This is a genomic window from Klebsiella sp. CN_Kp088 (genome assembly GCF_040064335.1).
In the GTDB taxonomy this organism is placed as follows: Bacteria; Pseudomonadota; Gammaproteobacteria; order Enterobacterales; family Enterobacteriaceae; genus Klebsiella; species Klebsiella aerogenes.
Genome location: NZ_JBEAIQ010000031.1, coordinates 1 through 19,127, shown reverse-complemented (window position 1 = coordinate 19,127; position 19,127 = coordinate 1). Strand labels below are relative to the sequence as shown.

General features: G+C 54.5%; 16 protein-coding genes. 9 read left to right on the top strand and 7 right to left on the bottom strand.

Going from position 1 to position 19,127, the window contains the following annotated elements:
* The first annotated feature begins 21 nt into the window (after positions 1-21).
* Entirely contained in the window at positions 22-684 is a 663-nt protein-coding gene (can, locus tag ABLV08_RS19965) for a carbonate dehydratase (protein WP_015368205.1), read from the top strand.
* A 57-nt stretch (positions 685-741) separates the two neighbouring features.
* Here the strand turns inward: can and hpt are convergent, their stop codons facing one another.
* The gene (gene hpt, locus ABLV08_RS19960; RefSeq protein ID WP_015368206.1) at positions 742-1,278 is read right to left on the bottom strand and encodes a hypoxanthine phosphoribosyltransferase; all 537 of its coding nucleotides are present in this window, start codon (positions 1,276-1,278) and stop codon (positions 742-744) included.
* Between the two features lie 202 nt (positions 1,279-1,480).
* On the opposite strand from hpt, the gene ABLV08_RS19955 reads away from it, so the two are divergent.
* Positions 1,481-3,871, top strand: a complete 2,391-nt coding sequence (locus tag ABLV08_RS19955) for a glucose/quinate/shikimate family membrane-bound PQQ-dependent dehydrogenase (RefSeq protein ID WP_348856201.1) — start codon at positions 1,481-1,483, stop codon at positions 3,869-3,871.
* Between the two features lie 77 nt (positions 3,872-3,948).
* On the opposite strand, the gene cueO is transcribed toward ABLV08_RS19955, so the two are convergent.
* Complete coding sequence (cueO, locus tag ABLV08_RS19950) at positions 3,949-5,544, bottom strand: multicopper oxidase CueO (RefSeq protein ID WP_348856200.1); 1,596 nt, start codon at positions 5,542-5,544, stop codon at positions 3,949-3,951.
* Positions 5,545-5,689: 145 nt separating this feature from the next.
* Between cueO and ABLV08_RS19945 the strand changes: the two genes are divergently transcribed.
* From ABLV08_RS19945 to speD, 5 genes are all read left to right on the top strand, one after another.
* The gene (locus ABLV08_RS19945; protein WP_015704423.1) at positions 5,690-6,037 is read left to right on the top strand and encodes a YacC family pilotin-like protein; all 348 of its coding nucleotides are present in this window, start codon (positions 5,690-5,692) and stop codon (positions 6,035-6,037) included.
* Positions 6,038-6,301: 264 nt separating this feature from the next.
* Positions 6,302-6,715, top strand: a complete 414-nt coding sequence (locus ABLV08_RS19940) for a hypothetical protein (protein WP_020079597.1) — start codon at positions 6,302-6,304, stop codon at positions 6,713-6,715.
* A gap of 8 nt (positions 6,716-6,723) precedes the next feature.
* Positions 6,724-8,013: an FKBP-type peptidyl-prolyl cis-trans isomerase N-terminal domain-containing protein gene (locus ABLV08_RS19935; protein ID WP_348856199.1), complete on the top strand. Its 1,290-nt coding sequence runs from the start codon at positions 6,724-6,726 to the stop codon at positions 8,011-8,013.
* A 121-nt stretch (positions 8,014-8,134) separates the two neighbouring features.
* Positions 8,135-8,995: a polyamine aminopropyltransferase gene (gene speE, locus ABLV08_RS19930; RefSeq protein WP_015704420.1), complete on the top strand. Its 861-nt coding sequence runs from the start codon at positions 8,135-8,137 to the stop codon at positions 8,993-8,995.
* 24 nt (positions 8,996-9,019) lie between these two features.
* Entirely contained in the window at positions 9,020-9,814 is a 795-nt protein-coding gene (gene speD / locus ABLV08_RS19925) for an adenosylmethionine decarboxylase (RefSeq protein ID WP_015368213.1), read from the top strand.
* Between the two features lie 74 nt (positions 9,815-9,888).
* Here speD and yacL read toward each other — a convergent pair whose 3' ends face one another.
* Together yacL and acnB are read right to left on the bottom strand one after the other, a co-directional pair.
* Complete coding sequence (yacL, locus tag ABLV08_RS19920; RefSeq protein ID WP_336186361.1) at positions 9,889-10,251, bottom strand: protein YacL; 363 nt, start codon at positions 10,249-10,251, stop codon at positions 9,889-9,891.
* 186 nt (positions 10,252-10,437) lie between these two features.
* A complete protein-coding gene (gene acnB, locus ABLV08_RS19915; protein ID WP_015704419.1) occupies positions 10,438-13,035 on the bottom strand; it encodes a bifunctional aconitate hydratase 2/2-methylisocitrate dehydratase in 2,598 nt (865 codons plus the stop codon).
* A 355-nt stretch (positions 13,036-13,390) separates the two neighbouring features.
* On the opposite strand from acnB, the gene ABLV08_RS19910 reads away from it, so the two are divergent.
* Complete coding sequence (locus ABLV08_RS19910; RefSeq protein WP_063421008.1) at positions 13,391-15,025, top strand: DUF3300 domain-containing protein; 1,635 nt, start codon at positions 13,391-13,393, stop codon at positions 15,023-15,025.
* 10 nt (positions 15,026-15,035) lie between these two features.
* Entirely contained in the window at positions 15,036-15,842 is an 807-nt protein-coding gene (locus ABLV08_RS19905) for a DUF2950 family protein (RefSeq protein ID WP_015368218.1), read from the top strand.
* Positions 15,843-15,886: 44 nt separating this feature from the next.
* On the opposite strand, the gene ABLV08_RS19900 is transcribed toward ABLV08_RS19905, so the two are convergent.
* From ABLV08_RS19900 to aceF, 3 genes are all read right to left on the bottom strand, one after another.
* Positions 15,887-16,171 (bottom strand): hypothetical protein, encoded by a 285-nt coding sequence (locus tag ABLV08_RS19900; protein ID WP_015704416.1) that lies wholly within the window; start codon positions 16,169-16,171, stop codon positions 15,887-15,889.
* Between the two features lie 164 nt (positions 16,172-16,335).
* A complete protein-coding gene (lpdA, locus tag ABLV08_RS19895) occupies positions 16,336-17,760 on the bottom strand; it encodes a dihydrolipoyl dehydrogenase (RefSeq protein WP_015368220.1) in 1,425 nt (474 codons plus the stop codon).
* A 206-nt stretch (positions 17,761-17,966) separates the two neighbouring features.
* Positions 17,967-19,127, bottom strand: a 1,161-nt coding sequence (gene aceF / locus ABLV08_RS19890) for a dihydrolipoyllysine-residue acetyltransferase (protein WP_348796423.1), incomplete at its 5' end; no start/stop codon positions are given.

Sequence of the window (19,127 nt, the reverse complement as noted above, 5' to 3'; positions counted from 1 at the left end):
GGTTACAGGCCGTAAACGTCCATGAATGATATAGATACACTCATCAGCAATAATGCACTATGGTCAAAAATGCTGGTGGAAGAGGACCCCGGCTTCTTTGCGAAATTGTCGCAGGCGCAGAAACCGCGTTTTCTGTGGATTGGCTGTTCCGATAGCCGCGTCCCCGCAGAGCGCTTAACCGGCCTGGAACCCGGTGAGTTGTTCGTGCACCGTAACGTTGCCAATCTGGTGATCCACACCGACCTGAACTGTCTGTCGGTGGTGCAATACGCCGTTGACGTGCTGGAAGTCGAACACATTATTATCTGCGGCCACTACGGCTGCGGCGGTGTACAGGCGGCGGTCGAAAACCCGGAATTGGGGCTTATTGATAACTGGCTGCTACACATTCGCGATATCTGGTTTAAACACAGTTCGCTGCTCGGTGAGATGCCGGAAGAGCGGCGTCTGGATACACTTTGCGAACTGAACGTGATGGAGCAGGTATACAACCTGGGACACTCGACGATCATGCAGTCGGCGTGGAAACGTGGACAAAAAGTGACGATCCACGGTTGGGCTTATGGTATTCACGACGGACTACTGCGCGATCTTGATGTCACCGCCGTCAGCCGGGAAACCCTCGAGCAGCGCTATCGCCACGGGATTTCCAATCTCAAGAGCAAGCACGCCAACCATAAATAGCCGCCGCCCTCACCGCCCCGGATAAGGCGCTCGCCCTATCCGGGACCGCAACAATAATTACTCGTCCAGCAGGATCACTTTGCCGACATACGGCAGATGACGATAGCGCTGAGCGTAGTCGATACCGTAGCCCACTACGAACTCATCCGGAATGGCAAAACCGACAAACTCCACCGGGACGTTCACTTCACGACGGCTTGGTTTATCCAGCAGCGTACAGATAGCCAGTGATTTCGGCTCGCGCAGGCTGAGGATTTCGCGCACTTTAGACAGGGTGTTGCCGGAATCGATGATGTCTTCGACGATCAATACGTCTTTACCGCGAATATCTTCATCCAGGTCTTTAAGGATTTTGACATCGCGGGTGGTGGACATGCCGCTGCCATAGCTGGAGGCGGTCATAAAGTCGACTTCATGCGGCACCTGAACCTCACGGCACAGGTCAGCCATAAACATAAATGAACCGCGCAGCAGACCCACCAGCACCATTTCACTGCCGCTGTCTTTGTAGCGTTCATTAATTTGACGACCCAGTTCGGCGATACGCGCTTTGATCTCGGCTTCCGGGATCATCACTTCTACAGTATGTTTCATTAAACTAACCATTTGATTCTTAGGATAAATCTTCAAAGCCGTTGCTTTCACATCGACGTTGACCGGCAAGCGATACAGTATACCAGCAAAACGAAATCTTCGGTGCAGTGAATAATAAAGCCATATTTGTGATTCCGATCACAGTTGTTAAATCCTATAATTAATTGCAGTTAAAAAATTAACAACTGAAGAGTGTCTTTCTATGGCAGAAACAAAATCTCAACAATCACGGTTACTTGTCACGCTGACGGCGCTGTTTGCCGCCTTCTGTGGCCTGTATCTGTTAATCGGTGGGGTATGGCTGGCCGCTATTGGCGGTTCCTGGTACTACCCTATCGCAGGCCTGGTGATGCTGGCCGTCACCGTTATGCTGTTCCGCGGCAAGCGCGCTGCGCTGTGGCTGTACGCCGCCCTGCTGCTGGCAACCATGATTTGGGGGGTATGGGAAGTCGGTTTCGACTTCTGGGCGCTGACGCCGCGTAGCGACATCCTGGTCTTCTTCGGCATCTGGCTGATTCTGCCATTTGTCTGGCGTCGTCTGCCGGTCCCTTCCGCCGGCGCCGTTGGCGGTCTGGTTATCGCCCTGCTGATTAGCGGCGGGATCCTGACCTGGGCAGGTTTTAACGACCCGCAGGAAGTGAACGGTACGCTGAGCGCTGACGCGACGCCGGCCGCGCCGATTTCTACAGTCGCCGATAGCGACTGGCCGGCCTATGGCCGCAACCAGGAAGGCCAGCGTTATTCACCGCTGAAGCAAATTAATACCGATAACGTGAAGAACCTGAAGGAAACCTGGGTATTCCGCACCGGCGACCTGAAGCAGCCGAACGATCCGGGTGAAATCACTAACGAAGTGACGCCGATTAAAGTTGGCGACATGCTGTATCTGTGTACCGCGCACCAGCGTCTGTTCGCGCTTGACGCGGCCACCGGTAAAGAGAAGTGGCATTTTGACCCGCAGCTGAACGCCGATCCGTCGTTCCAGCACGTGACCTGCCGTGGCGTCTCCTATCATGAAGCCAAAGCAGATAACGCGCCTGCCGACGTCGTCGCCGACTGCCCGCGCCGTATTATTCTGCCGGTCAACGATGGCCGTCTGTTCGCGGTGAACGCCGACAACGGTAAGCTGTGCGAAACCTTTGCCAACAAAGGCATTCTCAACCTGCAAACCAATATGCCGGTAACCACGCCGGGTATGTATGAACCGACGTCGCCGCCGATTATCACCGATAAGACTATCGTCATTGCCGGCGCGGTAACCGATAACTTCTCAACCCGCGAGCCATCAGGCGTAATCCGCGGCTTTGATGTGAATACCGGTAAACTGCTGTGGGCCTTCGACCCGGGTGCGAAAGACCCTAATGCGATCCCGAGCGATGAGCATCACTTCACACTCAATTCACCTAACTCCTGGGCGCCTGCCGCCTATGACGCGAAGCTAGATTTAGTCTATCTGCCGATGGGCGTTACCACGCCGGATATCTGGGGCGGCAATCGCACGCCGGAACAGGAACGTTACGCCAGCTCTATCGTAGCGCTGAACGCAACCACCGGGAAACTGGCATGGAGCTACCAAACCGTACACCACGATCTGTGGGATATGGATATGCCGTCGCAGCCGACGCTGGCCGACATTGATGTGAACGGTAAAACCGTGCCGGTGATTTACGCTCCGGCCAAAACCGGCAACATCTTCGTGCTGGATCGCCGTAATGGCGAACTGGTGGTCCCGGCGCCGGAAAAACCGGTTCCGCAAGGTGCGGCGAAAGGCGATTATGTTGCTAAAACTCAGCCGTTCTCCGAGCTGAGCTTCCGTCCGAAGAAAGACCTGACCGGCGCAGATATGTGGGGCGCCACCATGTTTGACCAACTGGTGTGCCGCGTTATCTTCCATCAGATGCGCTATGAAGGTATCTTCACTCCACCGTCTGAACAGGGCACGCTGGTCTTCCCGGGGAACCTGGGGATGTTTGAATGGGGCGGTATCTCCGTCGATCCAAACCGTCAGGTGGCTATCGCCAACCCGATGGCGCTGCCGTTCGTCTCTAAATTGATCCCACGCGGCCCGGGCAACCCGATGGAACCGCCAAAAGACGCGAAAGGCTCTGGTACCGAGTCCGGCGTTCAGCCGCAGTATGGCGTCCCGTTCGGCGTCACGCTGAACCCGTTCCTGTCGCCGTTTGGCCTGCCGTGTAAACAACCGGCATGGGGTTATATCTCGGCGCTGGATCTGAAGACCAACGAAGTAGTGTGGAAAAAACGCATAGGTACGCCGCAGGATAGTCTGCCGTTCCCGCTGCCTGTCCCGCTGCCATTCAATATGGGTATGCCGATGCTGGGCGGACCGATCTCAACCGCCGGTAACGTGCTGTTTATCGCCGCCACCGCCGATAACTACCTGCGCGCTTACAACATGAGTAATGGTGAAAAACTGTGGCAGGCGCGTCTGCCTGCAGGTGGCCAGGCGACGCCGATGACCTATGAAGTGAATGGCAAGCAGTACGTTGTCATCTCTGCCGGCGGTCATGGCTCGTTCGGTACTAAAATGGGCGACTACATCGTTGCCTATGCGTTACCGGATGACGCGAAATAAAACGCAAAACGGCAACGAAAGTTGCCGTTTTTTTGTTTGCACCCTTCCCTAGGGAGAAGGCGGCAGGCCGCACACTCCTAAACGGTGAACCCCAACATCATCCCGGTGTCTTCATGCTCCAGTAGATGACAGTGCGCCATATAGGCAAACTCCCTGGGCGCCTGATGATCGAACTTCACCAGCACTTCACTCACCCCGCCCTCCACTCTTACCGTATCCTTCCAGCCGCGACGATGCGCCGCTGGCGCCTGGCCATTTTCACTCAGAATGCGGAATTGCGTGCCATGAATATGGAAAGGATGCAGCATCATGTCGCCCTTGCCGGAGATCAGCCAGCGCTCGTACTGCCCCCTGGCCGCGGCGAACATCGGCACATTCATATCAAAGGCTTTACCGTTGATACGGTTGGCGTTATGGAAATCGAATCCCTTATCAGATGAAGCGCCATGTCCCATTCCGCCGCCATGGTTCATATTCTTCATCTGACCGTGATTCATATTGCCCATATCGCCATGATCCATCATCATCCCATGGTTCATACCGGACATCGCCTGGTCGCCATATTTCTTCATCAGCGCCTGCATTCCCATCATGTCGAGCATAGGATCCATCGACAGTTGCAGCGTGCGCTGCGTCATTCCCTCCAGTGACGGCAGCGCGGGCATCGCCGCCAAAGTATCGGGTAGCTTACCGGATGCCGGGATCAATAGCGGCTGTATACGAAGCACCGGCTGCGGCTTATCAAATGGCGCAATCGCCATCCCCATCTGGCTCACCGGCAGCGTCAGGAGATCAAATGCCTTTCCGTCGCGGGTATCAATCAATACCTCAAAGCGCTCGCCCATCAGTACCGGCAGTTCGCTCACTTTGACCGGTTCCGCCAACAGGCCGCCGTCGCTTGCTACTACATACATTGGGCGGCGATCGCTGGTAGCGAAATTCAGCGAGCGGGCATTACAACCATTAAGCAGACGCAGGCGCAGCCAACCGCGCGGCGGAGCGTGTTCGGGATACAGCGCGCCGTTAGTCAACAGGGTATCGCCAAACCAGCCAACGGCGGCGCTCATGATATCGAGCTGGTAATCTATTTCTCCATTGGCATTGAATCTTTTGTCCTGCACGATCACCGGAACATCATCAATTCCCCACTGCTTCGGCAGCAGTAATTGCCCGCTCTCGACATCTTCAATCAGCACCAAACCCGCCAGCCCCATCGCGACCTGACGGCCGGTTTTACCATGCTGATGGGGATGGAACCAGCAGGTCGCCGCTCGCTGCGTCGGCGTAAAACTCACCGTCCTTGAGGCTCCTGCGGCGATGACGCCCTGCGGGCCGCCATCGACTTCGCCAGGCACTTCCAGCCCATGCCAGTGGACCGTGGTCTCCTCCGCCAGGCGGTTATGAATATCTACCGTCACCGCTTCACCTTGCTTCAGCTTCAACGCAGGCCCGAGGAGGTTGCCGTTATAACCCCAGGTCGTCGCAAGATGCGGGCCAAACTGCGTCTTTCCGGCTTGAATCGTCAGCGTAATGCGATTGCGCGCATCGGCGGTCAATAAATCCGGGACCGGCAAAGCCGGACGGCCAGCAGCGAATACCGAACGGCTCCAGAGCGGTAAGGCGCTGACCGCGCCAAGCGCGGCGCTTAATTTGATAAACTCACGACGTTGCATTTTCACATCCTTTTATTCTGCTGGTGAATATTTAAGCTTAAACCCTCCCGCAACGGGAAGGTCAAGCAGAAGCTTGTGAATAAAGCTCTGCGTGGTGTAAAGAAGTATGCTAACTTTGATTGTCCGTGTTTCAATGGTAGAAAAAATGAAGACGTTTTTCAGAACAATGCTGTTTGGCAGCCTGCTCGCCCTCTCCGCCAATAGCTATGCATTAAGTGAATCCGAAGCGGAAGATATGGCTGATTTAACGGCGGTATTTGTATTCCTGAAAAACGATTGCGGCTATCAAAATTTGCCAAATACGCAAATTCGCCGCGCGTTGGTCTTTTTTGCCCAGCAAAACCAATGGGACCTCAGCAACTACGACAGCTTTAATATGAAAGCATTAGGTGAGGACAGCTATCGCGATCTCAGCGGTATCAAAATCCCAACAGCCAAAAAATGCAAAGCTCTGGCCCGAGACTCCCTCAGCCTGCTGGCCTATGTGAAGTAAGCCTATCTGCAGCCGCGGCGATGCGGCTGCATCTGTGTATTCACGCCTCACCCTCTCCACCAGCATTGACGAAATATGAATTCATTAACCGATATTTTTTATTTCACGCCCCTATTTTTCTTTATTTTTATTAACTAACCAAAAGTTTAATTTATCCGTAAAAATCACATTCGAGAGTAAATAATTCAACTCCTCATTTATTGCAAAGACCAACAGGACAATTAAAATCGCTGGCAACCTCTCTTATTGCCATGGAATGACATTTTGAATATCTCACCTATTTTTCGCTTATTTCCCTTCGCTATTATCATGTTAGCGGGTTGCCAGGCACATCGTCAGGCTAACGCTCCCATAACGCCGCCAATCGTCATCGCCACCGATGCGCAACAGAATGAAAAGCTGCGACTGGCCGCTGAGCAGGAGCGGCTTAATGCCTGCCGCCAGGCGTTGGATTCGTTAAAAGAAGTTAATCCGAAAGAAGCCTCAAGACTGGGTAGTGAATTCACCGCCCTGATAGGTGCGGCGTCGCAATATAATTCAGTGCGAACGAAAGTCGCCGATCCCACCCGTCAGGGCATCGATTCCATGTATCAATTTAAATCCATTAAGCTTTGCGCCGATATTGAAAAGTCGCTGATCGATAGTCTGGTCATGCGCGGCGATAATGCGGTGAAGTGACAGGCGCTATGATAATTCGCCTTAATATATTGACGCTGGCCTTCATTTTGCTGGCGTCCTTTTTTATTGGTCATGCGCAAGCGGATGACGGCGCGCCTGCGTTTCTCAACTATGTCCAGCAGCAGGAGAAAAAAGAGAACAAAGAGAAGAAAGAGATACCTCCGGCATCGGAGGTCAGTAAACCCGCCAGGGCCCGCGAGAACAATACGGCAGCACTGCAAAAAAAACTGGCCGCGCAAAAAAGTCTCATCGCCGACAAAGATAAGACCATCCGCCAGCTGCAGGCACAGCTAAAATCACAACCTCCCGCCGTCACGCCAGCGCCGGTAGATAATTCAGCGTTGAATAAAACCATCGCACAGCTTCAGGGCCGGATAACCGCGCTGGACACGGAAAACAAGCGGCTTGTCCAGCAAGCCCGCACCTTCCAGCAGGAAAAAGCCGAGGGCGCAGATAATCTCAAACGCTCTGCCGCCTCTCTGCAGGCGCAAACGGTAAAGCTCAACGCGCTGGAGAGAGACAAGCAGGCCCTGAGCGACAAGCTGGCTGCGGCAATGGCGGAGAAACAGAAACTGAGCGCCGAACTCGCCGCAGTAAAAACCACCACCGCGGCAACCAAATCATCCGCGCTAAACCTCAGTAATGCCCCACAGCAGCAGGCATACTCCGTCGGTGTATCAATAGGGCAAGATGCGCTTAAAACGCTGTCCAGCCAGGCAGCGAAAGGGTTAAATCTGCAACAGGAGACCGTTATTAAGGGCATTAACGATGTTTTTGCCGGTAAGCCGGCGCTGGATGAACAAGCGCGCAATAAGGCGCTTTTCGACCTCTCACAGCGGTTATACAAAAACATTGATAAGCTTGAGCAACAAACTCGCCGCGAAGGCAAAACGTATCAGCAGAAATTTGCCGCGCAGAAAGGCGTAGCGCTTAAAGAGGGTATTTACAGCCGCATAGATTACCCCGGCAAAGGTAAGGTCGGTGAAAACGATATCGTCACCGTCGTTATCAAAGAAAGCTTGATCGACGGTACCGTGATAAACGATATGGAAGCCGAAGATAAGGTCTGGTCACAGGCGCTAAGTCAGTATCCCCCGACCTTCCGTGAACCGCTTAAACGCCTGAATAACCATGGCGCCATCACTATCGTGGTTCCACCGGAGCGGGCTTACGGCAGCAAAGGGATCCCTGGAAAAATTCCGCCGGGCGCGACGATGGTGTATACCGTCCGAATTGTTGACGTCAGGCCCAATAGCGATCAACAACCCAAAACACCTGCGCCGAAAACCTCACGCTAGCGAGAGTTCAGCCAAACAGTAGAAGGTTCACTATTCGCCATATCAATCTCTATCTATAGTTGGCTATGATGGGGTGCCCGCTTTGTGGGCACCACAGAAGTTAACAAAGGAGGAGTAAGCCATGGCCGAGAGTAATCAGTGGCATGAGACGCTGCACGACCATTTTGGTCAATATTTTACCGTTGATAACGTGCTGTACCATGAGAAGACCGATCATCAGGATTTAATCATCTTCGAAAATGCGGCATTTGGCCGCGTGATGGCGCTTGATGGCGTGGTGCAAACCACCGAGCGCGATGAGTTTATTTACCATGAAATGATGACCCACGTTCCGCTGCTGGCCCATGGTCACGCAAAGCACGTGCTGATCATCGGCGGCGGCGATGGCGCGATGCTGCGTGAAGTCTCCCGCCACCAACATATCGAAACCATTACCATGGTGGAAATCGACGCCGGAGTGGTATCGTTCTGCCGTCAGTACCTTCCAAACCATAACGCCGGCGCCTATGACGACCCGCGCTTTACGCTGGTGATTGATGACGGCGTGAACTTCGTCAACCAAACGTCACAAACTTTTGATGTCATTATCTCCGACTGTACTGACCCGATCGGCCCCGGTGAGAGCCTCTTTACCTCGGCGTTTTATGCTGGCTGTAAACGTTGCCTGAACCCCGGCGGAATTTTCGTTGCCCAGAACGGCGTAAGCTTCCTGCAGCAGGATGAAGCGGTAGGCAGCCATCGCAAACTCAGCCACTATTTCACCGATGTCAGCTTCTACCAGGCGGCGATCCCGACCTACTATGGCGGTATCATGACCTTTGCCTGGGCGACCGATAATGAAGCCCTGCGTCATTTGTCGACGGAAATTATTCAGGCCCGCTTCCATAGCGCCGGGCTGCAATGCCGTTATTACAATCCGGCAATTCATACCGCGGCTTTCGCGCTACCGCAATACCTGCTGGATGCGCTGACCGCCAGCTAACCTGAAACGAGGAGGTGAACCAAATTGAAAAAGCTTAAGCTGCACGGCTTCAACAACCTGACTAAAAGCCTGAGTTTTTGTATTTACGATATCTGCTACGCTAAAACCGCCGAAGAGCGCGATGGCTATATCGCCTATATCGATGAACTCTATAATGCCAACCGCCTGACGGAAATCCTCTCCGAGACCTGTTCAATCATTGGCGCCAACATACTCAACATCGCACGCCAGGATTATGAACCGCAGGGCGCAAGCGTCACCATTTTGGTTAGCGAAGAGCCTATCGATCCGCAGCTTATCGATCAGAGCGAGCATCCGGGCCCGCTGCCTGAGACCGTGGTCGCACATCTCGATAAAAGCCACATCTGCGTGCATACCTATCCGGAAAGCCATCCGGAAGGCGGTCTGTGCACCTTCCGCGCCGATATTGAAGTCTCCACCTGTGGAGTGATTTCACCGCTGAAGGCGCTGAACTACCTGATTCACCAGCTGGAATCCGATATCGTAACCATTGATTATCGCGTGCGTGGTTTCACCCGTGATATCAACGGCATGAAGCATTTTATCGATCATGAAATCAACTCTATTCAGAACTTCATGTCAGAAGATATGAAGTCGCTCTATGACATGGTGGACGTGAACGTCTATCAGGAAAATATGTTCCATACCAAAATGATGCTGAAAGAGTTCGATCTGAAACACTACATGTTCCACACCAAACCGGAAGAGTTAAGCGAACAAGAGCGCAAGGTGATTACCGACCTGCTGTGGAAAGAGATGCGGGAAATTTATTACGCCCGCAATATCCCTGCGGTGTAATGACTGAAATGCCCGGCGGCGCTTTTGCTTGCCGGGCCTACGGGGTTCCGCGCCGCCCGGCACCGAACGAATGATTAACGCTGCTGCATAAATTCACGGTATGCGGCAACCACCTTCAGGAAATCCTCCACGCCGCAAAGAGAGAGGCTCTCTTCGTCGTAGTAATTCATCCCCTCTTCCATTTCATCGCCGGAAAATTCCAGTTGGTTGGCGCGGATCATCACTTCTTCGCCATCCAGCCACAACGTATATTCATGGCCGGCCCGCTGCCAGGAACGTTCACTGCCTTTCACGGTGCGCGCTGCCTGTTCCACTTCATCCAGAAGGGCCAGGTTATCTTTCACCTCTTCGTTGAACCAGTGACCAATCGCCTCGTGGTCCATCGACATTCGCACCTTTACCACACCGGTAATATCGCGCAGAAATTCGTAATCCATAATCTTTTCCTCTGCAAGGGCAATGCGTCACCGCTGCACTGTACCCATAACCTAATTATCGCAGCAGACAGGAAGAAAAAAAGCGCAACGGGTGGGAGGTTTAAAAATAAAAATGCCCGCTGATGCAATGTTCAGCGGGCATTGGAGAGTTTGTAGCCAAACGGTCAGCCGGGCTGACCGAACGGATTACACGGCGGTCTGGAAGATCACGCCGTCAGCTTTTTCAGTGTACTGATCCAGCTGGTTAAAGTTCAGGTAGCGATAGGTATCTTCCGCCGTCTTATCAACCTGAGCGACGAAGGTCTGATACTCTTCCGGCGTCGGCAGTTTGCCCAGCAGAGAAGCGACCGCCGCCAGTTCGGCAGAGGCCAGATAGACGTTGGCGCCGGTACCTAAACGGTTCGGGAAGTTACGGGTAGAGGTCGACACGACCGTCGCGCCGTCAGCCACGCGCGCCTGGTTGCCCATACACAGGGAACAGCCAGGGATTTCGATACGCGCGCCGCTCTTACCAAACACGCTGTAGTAGCCTTCTTCTGTCAACTGCGCGGCATCCATACGGGTTGGCGGCGCCACCCACAGGCGAGTCGGCAGTTGGCCTTTGTGGCTGTCCAGCAGTTTACCGGCAGCACGGAAGTGGCCAATGTTGGTCATGCAGGAACCGATAAACACTTCGTCGATCTTCTCGCCCTGCACATCTGACAGCAGACGCGCATCGTCCGGATCGTTCGGTGCGCACAGGATTGGCTCTTTGATATCCGCCAGATCGATGTCGATCACTGCCGCGTATTCCGCATCAGCGTCGGCTTCCAGCAGCTGCGGATCCGCCAGCCATTTTTCCATGCCCTGGATACGGCGCTCCAGCGTACGACGATCGCCGTAACCTTCCGCGATCATCCACTTCAGCAGGACGATGTTGGAGTTCAGATACTCGACGATCGGCTCTTTGTTCAGCTTAATGGTACAACCAGCAGCAGAACGCTCGGCAGAAGCATCGGTCAGTTCAAATGCCTGCTCGACTTTCAGATCCGGCAGACCTTCGATTTCAAGGATGCGGCCAGAGAAGATGTTTTTCTTCCCTTTCTTCTCAACGGTCAGCAGGCCCTGCTTGATAGCATACAGCGGGATGGCGTGAACCAGGTCGCGCAGGGTAATGCCCGGCTGCATTTTACCTTTGAAGCGCACCAGTACTGATTCCGGCATATCCAGCGGCATCACGCCGGTCGCGGCGGCGAAGGCCACCAGACCTGAGCCCGCCGGGAAGGAGATACCAATCGGGAAACGGGTATGGGAGTCGCCGCCGGTACCTACGGTATCAGGCAGCAGCATACGGTTCAGCCAGGAGTGGATAACGCCATCGCCCGGACGCAGTGAAACACCGCCGCGGTTCATGATGAAGTCCGGCAGAGTGTGGTGCGTGGTGACGTCAACCGGCTTCGGATAGGCTGCAGTGTGACAGAAGGACTGCATCACCAGGTCAGCGGAGAAGCCCAGGCACGCCAGGTCTTTCAGCTCATCGCGGGTCATTGGACCGGTGGTGTCCTGAGAACCGACGGAGGTCATTTTCGGCTCGCAATAAGCGCCCGGACGGATACCGGCAACGCCGCAGGCGCGGCCAACCATTTTCTGCGCCAGAGAGAAGCCGCGGTTGCTTTCCGCCACATCTTTCGCATGACGGAAGACGTCGCTATGCGGCAGACCCAGCGCTTCGCGCGCTTTGGTCGTCAGGCCGCGACCAATGATCAGCGGAATACGGCCACCGGCGCGCACTTCGTCGATCAGTACATCGGTTTTCAGTTCGAAGCTTGCCAACAGCTCGTTGGTTTCGTGGTTACGCACTTCGCCTTTGAACGGGTAAACGTCAATGACGTCGCCCATGTTCAGGTTGCTCACGTCCACTTCAATAGGCAGCGCTCCCGCATCTTCCATGGTATTGAAGAAGATAGGCGCAATTTTGCCGCCCAGGCACAGGCCGCCGCCGCGCTTGTTCGGTACGTTCGGGATATCGTCGCCCATGAACCACAGCACCGAGTTGGTGGCGGATTTACGCGAAGAACCGGTACCGACAACGTCGCCAACGTAGGCCAGCGGGAAGCCTTTCTGCTGCAGCGCTTCAATTTGTTTAATCGGACCGACTGCGCCCGGCTGATCCGGCTCAATACCTTCACGAGCGTTTTTCAGCATCGCCAGAGCGTGCAGTGGGATATCCGGACGGGACCAGGCATCAGGCGCCGGAGACAAGTCATCGGTATTGGTTTCGCCGGTAACTTTGAAGACGGTAACGGTAATTTTTTCCGCCAGTTGCGGACGGTTCAGGAACCACTCGGCGTCAGCCCAGGATTGCATAACCTGTTTAGCGTATTCATTACCCGCTTTGGCTTTCTCTTCTACGTCATAGAAGTTATCGAACATCAGCAGGGTATGGGACAGCGCTTTCGCCGCAATCGGTGCCAGTTTGGCATCTTCCAGCGCTTCAATCAGGGGATGAATATTGTAACCGCCCTGCATGGTGCCCAGCAGTTCAACGGCTTTTTCAGGGGTAACCAGTGGGGAGGTCGCTTCGCCTTTAGCGATAGCGGCAAGGAATCCGGCTTTAACATAGGCGGCTTCATCGACGCCCGGCGGTACACGGTTGGTAAGCAGATCTAACAGGAATTCATCTTCACCCGCTGGCGGGTTTTTCAGCAGTTCTACCAGCGCGGCCATTTGGGTTGCGTCTAAGGGTTTGGCAACAATCCCCATGGCGGCACGCTCAGCTACGTGCTTACGGTATTCTTCTAGCACGACGGTTCTCCTCGCTCTCATTGTAAAATGCGGTAGGCGATTTTCTTCACGCTCCTGTGAGACAGCAGTTTGTAGGGTAAATGCCCGATACCGCGAGGGCAGCATAGCAGGATTTTTGAAGGGTGTTAATCTGTTTACAAAAAAGCAACATTAAAATTTAGCTGAATCGTTAAGGGCAGGATATTGCAGGCTTTCTGTTCAAATGCTGGTAGATAAATTTATTTCTGTTACAGATTTAATGTCAGGATCCCAACAAAAATCAAAAAAAACAATATCGTCTTCATATACTCCCGTAACGTACCGTTTTCGCCGATACTTGAGCGAGATGGGTAACATTTCTGTGTCAGGAGCTTCCATGTCACTACCGTTCAAACCCCATATTATCGCCCTGCTCTGCAGCGCCGGCTTACTCGCGGCGGCGGGAACGCTATATGTTAAAAGTCGTACCCCAGAGACTATCGCTGAAGCGCCGGTGACGGCGCAGCCTGTGCCAACGTCAGCACCAGCGACTGCGCCAGCGCAACCTGTCGCCGCCACCTATACCCAGGCGCAAATCGACCAATGGGTCGCGCCAATCGCGCTCTACCCGGACAGTTTACTCTCGCAGGTACTGATGGCCTCCACCTATCCGGACAACGTCATGCAGGCGGTGCAGTGGTCGCAGGATAACCCGTCGATGAAAGGCGACGCGGCCGTGCAGGCCGTTGCCAACCAGCCGTGGGATCCGAGCGTCAAATCCCTCGTCGCTTTTCCCGCCCTGCTGGCAATGATGGGCGAAAACCCGCCGTGGGTAGAAAACCTTGGCGATGCATTTTTAGCCCAGCCGCACGACGTGATGGATTCCGTACAGCGCCTGCGCGCTATTGCCCAACAAACCGGAACATTAAAATCCACACCGCAACAAAAGGTGACCGTCACGGCCGCCGCGCCGGCCTCTTCGAGGTCATCGAATAGCAGCACGGTATCAACCTCAACAACCTCAACGCCATCGCCTTCGCAGATCATCAAAATTGAACCGACCAATCCGCAGGTGGTATACGTTCCAAGCTATAATCCTTCGACCGTCTACGGCAGTTGGCCGAATAGCGCCTATCCCCCGGTCTATCTGCCGCCACCTCCAGGAGAGCAGTTCACCGATAGCTTCGTCAAAGGTTTTGGTTACAGCCTTGGCGTCGCCACCACCTGGGCGCTCTTCAGCAGCATCGACTGGGATGATGACGATGATTACCATCATCATGACGACGATTACCATCACGGCGGTTACCAGCACAATGGCGATAACATCAATATTAATGTGAATAATTTCAACCGCATTACCGGGCAGAATCTGCCGGGTAACCATGTTAACTGGCAGCACAACCCCGCCTATCGCGGCAACGTGCCTTATCCGAATAATAATGTCGCCCAGCGCTATCATCAGACCAATGTGCCCGGCGGACTCAGCGCAACCCAGCATGCGCCGGTCGATCGCAATGCTCAACGGCAAGCGGCGATGACGCAGCTCCAGCATCCCAACGCCCCTGCCGCCAGCGCAGGCAAACTGGCGGCCACTAGCGCCTCGCGCGATGCGCAGCGTCAGGCAGCCTCTCAGCAATTGAAGCAGGCCACCCAGCGCAGCAGCTACCGTGGCTACGACAGCACGCCGACGCCTGCCAAACAGCAGCGTCGCGAAGCGGCGAAAACGCAGCTGCAACAACCAACGCCACAGCAGCAACAGCATCGCGAGGCCGTGAAGAGCCACGTGCAGAATCCAACGCCTCAGCAACAACAGCGCCGTCAGCAGATTCACTCCGCGACGCCGGCCCAACGTCAGCAAGCTGTGAGCACGGTACGCGCCAATGCCTTAAGCGGCAACGAAAGTCGCTCCCCCTCCTGGCAATCACAGCAGGCGCGCGGGCTGCAAAGCCGTAATATTTCCGGCTTGAGCAGCGAACAGCGCGGCGCCGCCAGAGAGCGTCTTTCCGAACATCATGAATTGCGTCGTCGCTGAGGATGAGCAGATGAGAAAACCATTACAGATCGCCCTATTATCGCTAATGCTGTCGCCGCTCGCCGCCTTCGCCCAGCAACCGTTCCCCACGCCGGAGAAAGCCGCAAGCGCGCTGGCCGATGCGCTCAATCATCGTGATAAAGCCGCGCTCAATAATCTGCTCGGCGATAACTGGCAGCAGTTTTTACCCACCGATGGTATTGATCCCAATGCCGTCGACCGCTTTCAGCGCGACTGGCAGGTGAAACACGTCATTGTCCAGCAGGGTAATAGCGCCTGGCTTGATGTCGGTAGTGAAGCGTGGCGGTTGCCGATTCCCATTGTCAAAGATGAACAGGGCTGGCGTTTTGATATGGCGGCCGGAGAAGATGAAATTCTCACACGCGCCATCGGCCGCAATGAATTGTCGGCAATTGCCGCCATGCACGCCTACGTTGATGCCCAGCAGGATTACTATCAAATGAATCATCGCTGGGCGCAAAAAATCATCAGCAGCGAAGGCAAAAAAGATGGCCTGTACTGGCCAACCTCACCGGGCGAAACGCCCAGCCCGCTGGGGCCGGCCTTTAGCCCGGCTGAGCCCGGCGCCGGTTATCATGGCTACCGCTTCCGCATTATCGCCGATAACGATAACCAAGGCGTCGCCTTACTGGCCTGGCCGGTGGAATGGGGAGAAACCGGGGTGATGAGCTTCATGATCGATCAGAATGATCAAGTCTGGCAGGCGAACCTGGGCGAAGAGAGCGCGACGAAAGCGCAGGCAATTACGCATTTTGCCCCCGATTCAGCAGCGGGATGGCAGCCGATCAATCAATAAAAAAATGCCCGGTTGCGCGATAGCAACCGGGCACTCTCTTATGTTTAGCCCTGGTGCGGCATCAGCTCCGGATAACCGGCAAAAGCAGGTTTCTGACTGGTCAGCGCCGCTTCATCCGAGCTGATGCTCCCGGAATTTGCCGCCCACACCCCTTCATTCGTCTTCGTCACCAACTGATGCTGCGCATTCAGATCCTGGCCCATCGCCGCAATATGGGTACTTTCGGTACCGCCGCTGTTCGCCGCCCATGGAATGGTTGCATCAGCCGCGCAGGCCATACCGGATACGAACATCGTGGCTAACAGTGCCGTGGTCAATAAGCGTTTCATCTCACACCTCAGATACATAATTAACTACCTATTAGTTTACTGGGTGACTATTTTCAAAGTATGTATGAGGTGTAGCGGTTTGTGAACAGGGACATAGTTCTAAACATTAGCGATAAAAAAAGCGGCTCTTAGAGCCGCTTATGCATTTTAGCTGAAAGAAAAAGTTACTTTTTCTTCGCTTTCGCGTTTGGCAGGTCGGTAATGCTACCTTCGAAGACTTCTGCCGCCAGGCCAACGGACTCATGCAGAGTCGGGTGAGCGTGGATAGTCAGCGCGATGTCTTCAGCGTCGCAGCCCATTTCGATAGCCAGACCGATTTCACCCAGCAGCTCGCCGCCGTTGGTGCCGACAATCGCGCCGCCGATAACACGGTGGGTCTCTTTGTCGAAGATCAGTTTGGTCATACCGTCTGCGCAGTCGGAAGCGATAGCACGGCCGGAAGCAGCCCACGGGAAGGTGGCAGTTTCGTAGCTGATGCCTTTCTCTTTCGCTTCTTTCTCAGTCAGGCCAACCCATGCCACTTCTGGCTCGGTGTAGGCGATGGACGGGATCACTTTCGGATCGAAGTAGTGTTTCAGGCCGGAGATAACTTCTGCGGCAACGTGACCTTCGTGTACGCCTTTGTGCGCCAGCATCGGCTGACCGACGATATCGCCGATAGCAAAGATGTGCGGCACGTTGGTGCGCATTTGTTTGTCAACGCGAATGAAGCCGCGATCGTCAACTTCCACGCCGGCTTTGCCTGCGTCGAGGTTTTTACCATTCGGCACGCGGCCGATAGCTACCAGCACCGCGTCGTAACGCTGCGCTTCCGCCGGGGCTTTTTTGCCTTCCATGGAAACGTAAATACCGTCTTCTTTTGCTTCAACGGCAGTCACTTTGGTTTCCAGCATCAGGTTGAATTTCTTGCTGATACGCTTGGTGAAGACTTTAACCACGTCTTTGTCGGCAGCCGGGATAACCTGGTCGAACATTTCAACCACGTCAATCTCTGAACCCAGCGCATGGTATACGGTACCCATTTCCAGACCGATGATACCGCCGCCCATAACCAGCATGCGTTTCGGTACAGATTTCAGTTCCAGAGCGTCGGTGGAATCCCAAACGCGCGGATCTTCATGCGGGATAAACGGCAGTTGAATCGGACGGGAGCCCGCCGCGATGATCGCGTTGTCGAAGTTAATCACGGTTTTGCCGTTTTCGCCTTCAACTTCCAGGGTGTTAGCGCCGGTGAATTTACCCAGACCGTTAACCACCTTCACTTTACGACCTTTGGCCATGCCAGCCAGACCACCGGTCAGCTGAGTGATAACTTTTTCTTTCCAGGTGCGGATCTTGTCAATGTCGGTTTTCGGTTCGCCGAAAACGATGCCGTGTTCGGCCAGCGCTTTCGCTTCTTCGATAACTTTAGCAACGTGCAGCAGTGCTTTAGAAGGGATACAACCCACGTTCAGGCAAACACCGCCCAGGGAGCTGTAACGTTCTACGATGACGGTTTCCAGACCTAAATCAGCGCAACGGAAGGCTGCAGAGTAGCCTGCAGGACCTGCCCCAAGTACCACGACCTGAGTTTTGATTTCAGTACTCATCATGACCTCTGTAATTTATATCCGGCGGGTCTGACGCTTTTATTATTACGCCCAAGTCCACCGGGACGTTCTATCCGCGTGTATTTTACAAAATTGTTAACAATTTTTAAACAACAAACGGCAAACGATTTTGTCCTTTGTTGCTGATAATCCTCAACAGCCTGAGGTTATCAGAAAAAAGCCGGCCGTCAGGCCGGCTTTTTCGCTTACATCACCAGGCGGCGAATGTCGCTCAAGGTGTTGTTAATGATGGTAATGAAGCGGGCACCATCAGCACCGTCGATGACGCGGTGGTCGAAGGACAGAGAGATCGGCAGCATCAGACGCGGAACGAACTCTTTACCATTCCATACCGGCTCCATCGCGGACTTAGACACGCCCAGGATGGCCACTTCCGGCGCGTTAACAATCGGCGCGAAGTGGGTAGTACCCAGGCCGCCGATGCTGGAGATGGTGAAGCAACCGCCCTGCATTTCGCCAGCAGTCAGCTTGCCATCGCGCGCTTTCTTCGAGATGGTGGTCAGCTCGCGAGACAGCTCGGTGATGCTCTTCTTGTTCACGTCTTTAAAGACCGGAACCACCAGACCGTTCGGAGTATCAACCGCCACACCGATGTTGATGTATTTCTTCAGCGTCAGGCGCTGACCGTCTTCGGACAGCGAGCTGTTGAAGCGCGGCATCTGCTCAAGCGCAGCGGCAACGGCTTTCATGATGAAGACCACTGGGGTGAATTTCACGTCCAGTTTGCGCTTCTCAGCTTCGGCATTCTGCTGCTTGCGGAACGCTTCCAGATCGGTGATATCGGTTTTGTCGAAGTGCGTAACGTGCGGGATCATCACCCAGTTACGGCTCAGGTTAGCGCCAGAGATTTTCTGGATACGACCCAGTTCCACTTCTTCGATTTCGCCAAACTTGCTGAAGTCAACTTTCGGCCATGGCAGCATGCCCGGCAGACCGCCGCCTGCGGCAGCAGCCGGTGCGGATTCAGCGCGTTTAACCGCTTCTTTCACGTAAGCCTGAACGTCTTCGCGCAGGATACGACCTTTACGGCCGGTCCCTTTCACTTTCGCCAGGTTTACGCCGAACTCGCGCGCCAGGCGGCGAATCAGCGGAGTCGCGTGAACGTAAGCTTCGTTTTCAGCGAATTCGGTTTTACCTTCTGCTTTCGCAGCCGGCGCGGCAGCTTTCTGAGCCGGTGCAGGTGCAGCAGCCGGTGCCGGTGCCGCGGCCTGAGCCGGAGCAGCAGCAGGCGCGGCGCCTTCCACTTCGAAGACCATGATCAGAGAGCCGGTGGATACTTTGTCGCCGGTGCTGATTTTGATCTCTTTAACGGTACCCGCGAACGGCGCCGGAACTTCCATAGAAGC